Consider the following 10,795-nt stretch of genomic DNA (forward strand, 5'->3'; position numbering starts at 1 on the left):
GCCTGCTGGCGCTTCGCTCAGCAGGCCTACGGTTGCGCGACTAACCGCAGGATCACGGATTCATTAGCTGGCGGGAATTTTTCGGCATCACTTGCCTTAAGCTCCACCCAGCTACCCGGCTGTCCCTCTTTTCCCCAGGGTTCACCCTCCCAGTTTTCCACCAGCCAGAACCACAGCGTGATGTGCCTGTCCGGAAACTGGTACTCAAGCTTATCAAACAGCGTTGCGCCAAGCGGGGTGATCCCCACCTCTTCCTGAAGCTCCCGAACCAGCGCCTCTTCCGGCGTTTCTCCTGACTCGATTTTACCGCCCGGAAACTCCCACTTGTTCGCCATATGGGCGTCGGCAGCGCGCTGGGTGATAAAGATTTGGTTTTGCGGGTTGCGAATAATCCCGACGGCAATTTGCAGTATTTTCATATTGTCACTTCCATAAAAAAGGCGCAGAAATCTGCGCCTTTTTGTTTTTTTATGAACTCAGCTCAGACGGCCGTGGCACGCCTTGTACTTTTTACCGGAACCACATGGGCACGGATCGTTACGACCCACTTTACGATCACCGGTCTGTGCGGCAATCGCCGCTGCGGCTTCGCTGTCGTCGGTCTGATGACTCAGCTGCTGCATTTGTGCCAGACGCTCGGCTTCTTCACGACGCTGCTGCTCCATCGCTTCCACTTCTTCCGGCATACGCACCTGAACCTTGCTCAGGGTGCTGATCACTTCATACTTCAGTGACTCCAGCATAGAGGCAAACATGGAGAAGGATTCACGCTTGTATTCCTGCTTCGGATCTTTCTGCGCATAGCCACGCAGGTGAATACCCTGACGCAGGTAGTCCATCGCCGCCAGGTGCTCTTTCCACAGGGAGTCCAGCGTCTGCAGCATCACGCCTTTTTCGAAGTGACGCATCATCTCTTCGCCTACGACTTCTTCCTTACGCTTGTAAACGTCCAGCGCGGTTTCAAAGATACGTTCACGCAGGGTCTCTTCGTGCAGCTCAGGCTCTTTATCCAGCCACTCTTTGATTGGCAGATCGAGGTCAAAGTCATTTTTCAGACGTTCCTGCAGGCCTTCGATATCCCACATCTCTTCCAGAGACTGCGGTGGAATATGCGCGTCGATGGTGGCTTTAAACACATCTTCACGAATGCTGTTGATGGTTTCGCTCACGTCGGACACGTCCAGCAGTTCGTTACGCTGGGTGTAGATCGCACGACGCTGATCGTTAGCCACATCATCATATTCCAGCAGCTGCTTACGAATATCAAAGTTGCGGCTTTCCACTTTACGCTGTGCGTTAGCGATCGCTTTAGTCACCCACGGGTGCTCAATGGCTTCGCCTGGTTTCATCCCCAGCTTACGCATCATGCCGGACACGCGGTCGGAGGCGAAAATACGCATCAGCGCATCTTCCATAGACAGGTAGAAGCGGGATGAACCGGCATCACCCTGACGACCCGCACGGCCACGGAGCTGGTTATCGATACGACGAGATTCATGACGCTCTGTACCGATGATGTGCAGACCGCCGGAAGCCAGAACGGCGTCATGACGAACCTGCCAGTCGGCTTTGATCTGCGCAATCTGTTCTGGCGTTGGGTTTTCCAGCTCCGCCACTTCAGCCTGCCAGCTACCGCCCAGCATAATATCGGTACCACGACCCGCCATGTTGGTGGCGATGGTCACGGCAGCGGGATAACCCGCCTGCGCAACAATGTCCGCTTCTTTTGCGTGGAATTTGGCGTTCAGAACGTTGTGTTTGATACCCGCTTTAGTCAGCTCGTGAGAAACCACTTCGGATTTCTCGATGGAGATGGTCCCCACCAAAACTGGCTGACCATTCGCAGTACGGTCGCGAATATCTTCGATGATTGCCTGAATTTTTTCCGCTTCGGTCATGTACACCAGGTCCGGCATATCCTTACGGATCATTGGACGGTTGGTTGGAACAACCACGGTATCCAGCTTGTAGATGGAGCTGAATTCAAACGCTTCGGTATCAGCAGTACCGGTCATCCCCGCCAGCTTCTCGTACAGACGGAAGTAGTTCTGGAAGGTGATAGACGCCAGCGTCTGGTTTTCATTCTGAATATCCACACCTTCTTTGGCTTCCACAGCCTGGTGCAGACCGTCAGACCAGCGACGTCCCTGCATGGTACGGCCGGTGTGTTCATCGACGATGATCACTTCGCCGTCTTTAACGATGTAATCGACGTCGCGGGTGAACAGCGCGTGGGCGCGCAGTGCAGCGGTCACGTGGTGCATCAGCATGATGTTGGTCGGGGAGTACAGGGACTCGCCCTCTTCCATGATGCCTTCAGCCACAAGCAGTTCTTCAATTTTCACCAGACCACGTTCGGTCAGGTTCACCTGGCGCGCTTTTTCATCTACGGAGAAGTGGCCTTCACCCTGGAAGGTATCCGAGTCCTCTTTCTCCTGACGCAGCAGGTGTGGAATGATTTTGTCGACTTTACGGTACATCTCGGAGCTGTCTTCAGCCGGGCCGGAGATGATCAGCGGAGTACGCGCTTCATCAATCAGGATGGAGTCAACCTCATCCACCAGCGCATAGTGCAGCTTACGCTGTACGCGCTCTTCCGGGCTGAACGCCATGTTGTCACGCAGGTAGTCGAAGCCGTATTCGTTGTTGGTGCCGTAGGTGATGTCCGCGTTATACGCTTCGCGCTTGGCTGGCGCAGGCAGGCCGGACATGTTGATGCCGACGGTCATACCGAGGAATTCGAACAGTGGGCGGTTGTTTTCGGCGTCACGCTGTGCCAGATAGTCGTTGACGGTAACGACGTGAACGCCTTTACCGGTCAGCGCGTTCAGGTAAGCCGGCAGAGTTGCGGTCAGGGTTTTACCTTCACCGGTACGCATTTCAGCGATGCAGCGCTCGTTGAGCACCATACCACCCAGCAGCTGGACGTCGAAGTGACGCATGCCGAATACGCGCTTACTCGCTTCGCGCACGACAGCAAACGCTTCTGGGATCAGGCTTTCTAAGGTTTCACCTTTTTCCAGACGCGCGCGGAATTCCGCCGTTTTCGCTTTCAGCTCGTCATCAGAGAGCTTCTCCATCGCCGGTTCCATACCGTTGATGACGGCAACAGCTTTACGCATACGGCGCAGGGTACGATCGTTACGACTACCAAAAACTTTAGTTAACAATTTGATTAGCATAATAAATTCTCAAACGCCCCAGTGTGGGCAGATAAATTAAGGTATTGAAAAAGTTAATTTAGCTGAGGCGTTGCGGCCCGGCGCGAATGCCGTGGGCCTGGCTAATCCAGGTTGAAACAGAGAATGAAACCGGTGAAACCAACGCACGCTGTGTCGTCTGGCGAACCATGACTGGCGGCTGGCTGTCCTGCGTAAGCAGCGCGTTGAGCGTGTCCAGCAGGGCAAGATGCTGAGCCTGCACCGGCAGCGCCTCTTCCGCAACAGGCATGGCCTGCGGTGCCATCGCAAAGGACAGATGGCGGATAACCGTGCGGATAGCGTGCTGGTGCCAGTAATCGACGGAGAAGTTTGGGCGGCGACTGGCTTCAAGCCACGCAAGGTTAGTGAAGTTAACCCGCGTGTTGAGATTGTGTTTGGTGGTGGAGGTTTTTGCGGGCGTCGCCGCTTCGGCACTGTTGCTGAGCGCAGGCAAGCCGAAACTCGCCGCGACCATCCCTAATAAGAGATGCGGCCAGAAGTAACGTCTGCCAAATTGTCGCCAGCGCGTCAGTATTCCGCTCACCTGCTCCACCCAATAAGCCAGCCTTGCAGAGGCTGAGTTCAGTTATTCTTTTTAGCGCCCAGATAGTACCACTAAAGCCAATATACATCAGCAGGAATGAGGTGCCGCCGCGGGTAAAAACGGTCAAGAATGCAGCTAACGCACACATTTTCTGCGTAAGACAGACGAGAGATAATGCTGGGGCAAACGAAGAGGGGTAAAAATAAAAACGACTGGTCTTCCTGGTCGGAGAGAGTACCAGGTTAACCAGTCGAGTTTTTTACGAAACGGTTTGAACCGTTACGCCAGAACCATGCTTGGTGCTTTGAAAGCCAGCGGCAGTTCAGCTTCGTCTTCGAAGGTCACATATTCCCAGGCTTCCTGTTTTGCCAGGACGGCCTGCAACAGTTTGTTGTTCAGCGCATGACCGGATTTGAACGCGGTAAATGCACCAATGATGTTGTGACCACACATGAACAGGTCGCCGATAGCATCCAGCATTTTGTGACGAACGAATTCATCTTCGAAACGCAGGCCGTCTTCGTTCAGTACGCGATAATCGTCAACAACGATGGCACAATCGAAGCTGCCGCCCAGGCACAGGCCGCGGGACTGCAGATATTCGATATCACGCATGAAGCCAAATGTACGGGCTCGGCTGATCTGGCGCATAAACGCATCAGCAGAGAAGTTCATCGCATAGCGTTGGGTGCTGGAATCAATCGCCGGATGGTTAAAGTCGATGGTAAAGTCCAACGAGAAACCATTGTACGGTTTGAATTCAGCCCACTTGTCGCCATCTTCGACGCGAACGGTCTCTTTGATGCGTACAAATTTCTTCGCGCAGTTCAGTTCTTCGATGCCGGCATCCAGCAACAGATAGACGAACGGTGCAGCACTGCCATCCATAATCGGGATTTCTGGCGCATCGACTTCAACAATAATGTTGTCGATACCCAGACCCGCCAGGGCGGCGTTCAGGTGCTCTACGGTAGAAATCCGCACGTCATGCTCGTTCACCAGACAAGTACAGAGCATAGTATCACGCACAGATTTGGCATCGGCCGGAAAATCTACCGGTGGATTCAAGTCGGTGCGACGATAGATGACCCCGGTATTGGCCGGCGCAGGGCGTAACGTCAGCGTGACTTTCTTGCCGGTATGTAAACCGACACCAGTCGCCTGAACGATACGTTTAAGTGTCCTTTGTTTGATCATCGTATAATCTCGCCAAATTAACTATCCAACCGAGAGTGTATATCACTAACGGTGGGCCAGTTTAGCACAAAGAGCGCAAATCCCCTAATTCCAGCCAATTCTTAGTCAGCTTGCTTACGCAGGAACGCCGGGATATCCAGATAATCTGGCTCTTTCGCCGTTTGCGGCGTTGGGTCGTTCACCACTTTCGCGGCCGGTTTCTGCTCCTGAGTCAGAGGAGACATACCGTGCTGCTGGTAACGATCCATTACCGGTTGCTGAGTCTGCTTGTTGGTCACTAAGGTGATCTCAGGACGTTTGTCCATACCGATACCGGTCGCAACAACGGTAACACGCAGTTCGTCGTTCATTTCAGGGTCAAGGGAAGTACCGATTACCACGGTAGCGTTGTCAGAGGCGAACGCACGGATAGTGTTACCCACGGTTTCGAACTCATCCAGACGCAGGTCAAAGCCAGCGGTAATGTTGACCAGCACGCCGCGCGCACCAGACAGATCGATATCTTCCAGCAGTGGAGAAGAGATAGCCATTTCAGCCGCTTCTTCTGCACGGTCTTCACCGCTGGCAACGCCAGAGCCCATCATCGCGTAGCCCATTTCGGACATCACGGTGCGAACGTCTGCAAAGTCAACGTTCATCAGGCCAGGACGGGTAATCAGTTCAGCGATACCCTGAACCGCGCCTTTCAGCACGTCGTTTGCTGCACCGAATGCGTCCAGCAGGGAGATACCGCGACCCAGAACTTTCAACAGCTTGTCGTTCGGGATGGTGATCAGCGAGTCCACATGCTTGGACAGCTCGGTGATACCCTGCTCCGCGAAGGCCATACGCTTCTTGCCTTCAAAGTTGAAAGGCTTGGTCACGACAGCAACGGTCAGGATACCTAAATCTTTTGCCACTTCAGCCACAACAGGTGCTGCGCCGGTACCGGTACCGCCACCCATACCTGCTGCGATGAAGACCATGTCCGCACCTTCCAGTGCAGCGCGCAGCGCTTCACGATCTTCTTCAGCCGCATTGCGACCGACTTCCGGGTTAGCCCCTGCTCCCAGCCCTTTGGTGATACCACCGCCGATCTGGATAGTCTGGCCTACAGCCGTCTTACGCAGTGCCTGCGCATCGGTGTTAACTGCGAAGAATTCAACACCTTCAATGCGTTCACGCACCATATGCTCTACGGCGTTACCGCCGCCGCCACCGACGCCGATGACTTTAATCACCGCGTCGTTGGTCAGTTCCATAGGTTCAAACATAATTTCTCTCTCCGTTGTGCCTGTCGCCCGAGACCGCTAATTCTCTCCGGTCTCTTAAAAAAATTAAAACTCTTTTCGCAACCAGTTGTTCAGTCGTTTGACCCACGACCCCACTGAGACGCGTTTTTCCACTTCTGCTTCACCACTGAGATGAGATTCCTTCCCGTAGTGGAGCAGGCCCACAGCCGTTGAATAATACGGCTCCTGAGCATAATCCGTTAAACCGGTGATATTCAGCGGCGCACCAATACGCACCTGCGTATGGAATACGCGCTGAGCACAGGCCGCAAGACCTTCAATTTGCGCTGCACCGCCGGTTAATACAATCCCCGCCGCAAGATGATGTTTAACGCCCTGCTGACGAAGCTGTTCCTGTAGCTGTAAAATCTCTTCGTTGACCAGGTTGAGCAGCTCGGTATAGCGCGGCTCAATGACCTCTGCCAACGTCTGGCGCTGCAGGCTACGCGGTGGACGACCACCGACGCTCGGCACTTCAACGCTCTCATCTTTGCCAACGATAGATCCCAGCGCACAGCCGTGTCGCACTTTAATCGCTTCTGCATCGCTCGGCGGCGTACCAAAAGCGTAAGCAATATCGCTGGTCACAACGTTCCCGGCATAAGGGATCACTTTCGTGTGGCGCAACGCACCGCCGGTATACACGGCGATGTCCATTGTACCACCACCAATATCGACCACACAGACACCCAGTTCACGTTCATCTTCGGTCAGTACGGAATAACTTGCCGCCAGACCGGCGAAAATAAGTTGGTCAACTTTCAGGCCACAACGTTCAACGGCTTTTACAATGTTCTTCGCCATATCGTTGTGACATGTGATCAGGTGCACTTTTGCCTGCATACGCACGCCAGAAAGACCGACCGGGTTCTTGATCCCTTCCTGATAGTCAATCGCATATTCCTGCGGAATGACATGCAGCACGCGATGCTCGTCGCGGACACGCACGGATTTCGCCGTGTGCACGACGTTTTCAACGTCTTCCTGCGTCACTTCTTCTTCGGAAATCGGCACCATACCAATTTCGTTCTGGCAGCTAATGTGCTTGCCAGAAAGGGCCAGATAGACAGAAGAAATCTGGCAATCTGCCATCAATTCAGCCTGATCGATGGCGCGCTGAACGCATTTCACCACCGATTCAAGATCGTTTACCCCACCTTTATCCATACCACGGGACGGGCAACTGCCTACGCCAATGATATTGACCATACCGTCGGGCAGAACTTCCCCTACTAAAGCGGCAACCTTCGCGGTGCCAATCTCCAGTCCAACTACCAGTTTTCTGTCCGTCGCCTTGATCATTGTTGTTCTGCCTGTACCTGTGCCTGATTCTGTTGCTGATTAGGTTCCTCGACCGGAGCCGGTACCCAACCGACTGCTGCGCCTGAGTCATAGCGCAAATCAACGTAGCTTATCCGTTTGCCGTCAGTCTGTGCCTGCTGCTGTAAAACCGGGTAAAGTTCGACAAAACGCGCCAGACGCTTCATTGTGTCGCCGCGTCCCAGGTTGAGCTTAATGCCGTTCGTTAACGTCAGCTGCCAGGAACGGCGCGCCGTCATGGCTGCATCTTTTAACGTAAACCTGTCCTTCGCCAGCACCTGACCCATTTCACGAAAACCCTGTAATACTTCGTTTTCGCTACCTTCCGGGCCATACAACATCGGTAAATTTTGCTTGTTGACACGATCGGCCGGGACGCTGAAGGAATTTCCGTCTGCGTCAACCATGTGCTGATCATTCCAACGCGCAATGGGCACATATTCAACCAGATGAATCTTCAATTCATCAGGCCATTGCTTTCTTACGCTCGCCTGTTTTATCCATGGCAGACGTTCTATCTGGCTCTGGATAATATTGACGTCCTGCGTCATAAAGGTTCCAGGCGAGCCCAGCGCCAGTATTGACTGGCGAATATCGTCGTTACGCGTGTAGTGACGCTCACCGGTGACCACCAGCTTAGAAAGCGGCAACCGCTGCGCATCTTCCATCCAGCCCAGGACCATCCAGCCGCTGATAAACACGGTGCACAGCACCCCCAGCAGGAAAATGATGCCTGCAAGACGCGTTCCATTACTGCGGCGTGAAGAGGCGTATTCGTCCTCGTCATCGCGGTTGCGCGTGTTCAATGCAGCCTGAGACATATCAGCCCGCCTGGTCCAGAATGCGTACGACTAACTGCGAGAAACTCATCCCCGCCTGACGCGCGGCCATCGGCACAAGGCTGTGGCTGGTCATTCCCGGAGAGGTATTCGCTTCCAGCAGATAAAACTGTCCGTCACTGTCCTGCATCACGTCGATGCGTCCCCAGCCCTGACAACCGAGAACATGCCAGGCTTTAAGCACCAGGGACTGTAAATCTGCTTCACGCTCAGCTTCAAGACCACAAGGGCAGAAATATTGCGTCTCATCAGAGAGATACTTCGCCTCATAATCATAGAAGGTTCCGGCCGGTTGGATACGGATTGACGGTAAAATTTCTTCGCCAAGCATCGCGACGGTAAATTCCGGCCCGCTGAGCCATTTTTCAATCAGAACTTCTTCATCATGTTGAAATGCCAGTGCTAAAGCGGACGAAAGATCTTCAGCTTTGTCGACTTTGGACATTCCCACGCTGGAGCCTTCCCGGCTGGGCTTTACAATAACCGGTAAGCCCAGTTCAGCAATGCGTGTATTAACGCTATCCGGCAGGCCCAATTCAAATTCGCGACGCGTCAGTGCTACCCATGGCGCAACGGGCAACCCCGCGCCCTGCCACAGAAGCTTGCTGCGCAGTTTATCCATAGAGATAGCGGAGGCCATCACGCCGCTGCCGGTGTACGGCATGCCGATCAAATCCAGAAGCCCCTGCAGGGTGCCGTCTTCACCGCCGCGACCATGCAAAGCGATAAAGACTTTATCGAAGCCCATGGCTTTTAATTGCGTCACGTCGACCTCTTTTGGGTCAACCAGGTGCGCATTGACGCCACCTTCGCGCAGGCCCGCCAGCACAGCAGCGCCGGAATTCAGGGAAACCTCGCGCTCGGCGGAGGTGCCGCCAGACAGGACAGCAATCTTATCAGCCATGATGCTCATCCTCCTGGGTTTGCGGCTTCAGTTTGATTTCAGCTAAGGTACGGGCGATTTTGCCGATATTTCCCGCGCCCTGAATCAGAATCAAATCATTACCTGTCAGGACCGGTGCCAGAATTTCCGCCACCTGTGCAGGGTCAGAAACCAGAATAGGGTCAACTTTACCGCGTCCACGGATGGTACGACACAGGGAACGGCTGTCAGCACCCGGAATCGGCGTCTCGCCTGCGGCGTACACGTCCAGCATTAACAGGGTGTCTACCTGTGACAGGACGCTGGCGAAATCGTCGTACAGATCGCGCGTACGCGTGAAGCGGTGCGGCTGGAAGATCATCACCAGATTTTTGTCAGGCCAGCCTGCACGCGCGGCTTTAATGGTGGCGTCCACTTCGGTCGGATGGTGGCCATAGTCGTCCACCAGCATCGCTGTGCCGGCTTTACCGTTAACGGCGTCCAGCGGGAATTCACCGAGGAAATCGAAACGACGACCGGTGCCCTGGAAGCTTTCCAGCGCGCGCAGAATCGCATCATCATCAATGCCTTCTTCCGTCGCGACGGCCACTGCCGCTGCGGCATTGAGGGCGTTATGGCGCCCCGGCGCATTCAGCGTGACGTGCAGCAGCTCTTTGTCCTGACGCGCCAGCGTGAAATGCCCCTGCGCACCAATCTGTTTGTACTCTTCCACGCGGACGTCAGCGTCTTCGCTGAAGCCGTAAGTGGTGATTTGACGACCCACGCGCGGCAGCAGCTCGCGGATCACCGGATCGTCTACGCACATCACCGCGCGTCCATAGAACGGCAGGTTGTGCAGGAAGTTGATGAAGGTCTGCTTTAAGTTCTCGAAGTCGCCCTGGTAGGTATCCATATGGTCAGCTTCGATGTTAGTGACAATCGCCACCATCGGCTGCAGGTGCAGGAACGACGCGTCGCTCTCATCCGCTTCGGCAATCAGATAACGACTGTGGCCCAGACGCGCATGTACGCCCGCTGCTTTGACCAGACCGCCGTTGACGAACGTCGGGTCGAGACCCGCTTCCGCATAAATACTGGAGACCATCGCCGTGGTCGTGGTTTTACCGTGGGTCCCGGCAATGGCGATGCCGTGACGGAAACGCATCAGTTCCGCCAGCATTTCTGCACGGCGGATCACCGGAATGCGCGCTTCATGCGCGGCAACGATTTCCGGGTTGTCAGAGGAGATAGCGCTCGAGACCACCACCACGCTCGCATCGCGCACGTTTTCCGGGCGATGGTTGAAATAGATAGTCGCCCCAAGCGACGCCAGCTGCTGCGTTACAGGGTTTGGCGCCAGGTCAGACCCGCTGATCTGATAGCCTTCGTTAGCTAACACTTCGGCAATACCGCCCATGCCAGCACCACCGATGCCAACAAAGTGAATGTGCCGGACGCGACGCATCTCGGGCACGATTGAACGCAGTTTTGCCAGTTGTTGTGTATTCATTCTCTAAACGCCATCGACTACTTAAAATTCGTGCAGCGCAACACGCGCTGCG

The 10,795-nt window shown here is 54.6% G+C and carries 9 protein-coding genes; all 9 read right to left on the reverse strand.

Annotated features, from left to right (window positions below; all coding sequences use genetic code 11):
• Positions 1-26: 26 nt before the first annotated feature.
• The 9 genes from mutT to murC all read right to left on the reverse strand — a co-directional run bounded on the left by mutT (position 27) and on the right by murC (position 10,743).
• Complete coding sequence (gene mutT / locus BJ885_RS16785) at positions 27-419, reverse strand: 8-oxo-dGTP diphosphatase MutT (protein WP_121932496.1); 393 nt, start codon at positions 417-419, stop codon at positions 27-29.
• A gap of 57 nt (positions 420-476) precedes the next feature.
• Positions 477-3,182: a preprotein translocase subunit SecA gene (secA, locus tag BJ885_RS16790; protein ID WP_029741231.1), complete on the reverse strand. Its 2,706-nt coding sequence runs from the start codon at positions 3,180-3,182 to the stop codon at positions 477-479.
• A gap of 58 nt (positions 3,183-3,240) precedes the next feature.
• The gene (secM, locus tag BJ885_RS16795; protein ID WP_183128638.1) at positions 3,241-3,744 is read right to left on the reverse strand and encodes a secA translation cis-regulator SecM; all 504 of its coding nucleotides are present in this window, start codon (positions 3,742-3,744) and stop codon (positions 3,241-3,243) included.
• Between the two features lie 279 nt (positions 3,745-4,023).
• Positions 4,024-4,941 (reverse strand): UDP-3-O-acyl-N-acetylglucosamine deacetylase, encoded by a 918-nt coding sequence (lpxC, locus tag BJ885_RS16800; RefSeq protein ID WP_008501977.1) that lies wholly within the window; start codon positions 4,939-4,941, stop codon positions 4,024-4,026.
• Between the two features lie 101 nt (positions 4,942-5,042).
• The gene (ftsZ, locus tag BJ885_RS16805) at positions 5,043-6,194 is read right to left on the reverse strand and encodes a cell division protein FtsZ (protein WP_008501978.1); all 1,152 of its coding nucleotides are present in this window, start codon (positions 6,192-6,194) and stop codon (positions 5,043-5,045) included.
• 63 nt (positions 6,195-6,257) lie between these two features.
• Entirely contained in the window at positions 6,258-7,514 is a 1,257-nt protein-coding gene (gene ftsA, locus BJ885_RS16810) for a cell division protein FtsA (protein ID WP_023334508.1), read from the reverse strand.
• On the reverse strand, positions 7,511-8,353 hold the full coding sequence (gene ftsQ, locus BJ885_RS16815; RefSeq protein WP_023310399.1) for a cell division protein FtsQ: 843 nt from the start codon (positions 8,351-8,353) through the stop codon (positions 7,511-7,513). Before ftsQ ends, ftsA begins: the two co-directional genes overlap by 4 nt.
• A gap of 1 nt (position 8,354) precedes the next feature.
• Positions 8,355-9,275, reverse strand: a complete 921-nt coding sequence (locus tag BJ885_RS16820; RefSeq protein WP_029741229.1) for a D-alanine--D-alanine ligase — start codon at positions 9,273-9,275, stop codon at positions 8,355-8,357.
• Complete coding sequence (murC, locus tag BJ885_RS16825; protein WP_023310397.1) at positions 9,268-10,743, reverse strand: UDP-N-acetylmuramate--L-alanine ligase; 1,476 nt, start codon at positions 10,741-10,743, stop codon at positions 9,268-9,270. The genes BJ885_RS16820 and murC overlap by 8 nt, the downstream gene beginning before the upstream one ends.
• Between the last annotated feature and the right edge of the window lie 52 nt (positions 10,744-10,795).

It is taken from the genome of Enterobacter sp. WP_7_1, assembly GCF_003688535.1.
In the GTDB taxonomy this organism is placed as follows: Bacteria; Pseudomonadota; Gammaproteobacteria; order Enterobacterales; family Enterobacteriaceae; genus Enterobacter; species Enterobacter asburiae.

What these genes read in the sequence shown, in the direction of transcription:
- mutT (WP_121932496.1), bottom strand. Translation starts at nt 419, where the DNA reads ATGAAAATACTGCAAATTGCCGTCGGGATTATTCGCAACCCGCAAAAC.
- secA (WP_029741231.1), bottom strand. Translation starts at nt 3,182, where the DNA reads ATGCTAATCAAATTGTTAACTAAAGTTTTTGGTAGTCGTAACGATCGT.
- lpxC (WP_008501977.1), bottom strand. Translation starts at nt 4,941, where the DNA reads ATGATCAAACAAAGGACACTTAAACGTATCGTTCAGGCGACTGGTGTC.
- ftsZ (WP_008501978.1), bottom strand. Translation starts at nt 6,194, where the DNA reads ATGTTTGAACCTATGGAACTGACCAACGACGCGGTGATTAAAGTCATC.
- ftsA (WP_023334508.1), bottom strand. Translation starts at nt 7,514, where the DNA reads ATGATCAAGGCGACGGACAGAAAACTGGTAGTTGGACTGGAGATTGGC.
- ftsQ (WP_023310399.1), bottom strand. Translation starts at nt 8,353, where the DNA reads ATGTCTCAGGCTGCATTGAACACGCGCAACCGCGATGACGAGGACGAA.
- BJ885_RS16820 (WP_029741229.1), bottom strand. Translation starts at nt 9,275, where the DNA reads ATGGCTGATAAGATTGCTGTCCTGTCTGGCGGCACCTCCGCCGAGCGC.
- murC (WP_023310397.1), bottom strand. Translation starts at nt 10,743, where the DNA reads ATGAATACACAACAACTGGCAAAACTGCGTTCAATCGTGCCCGAGATG.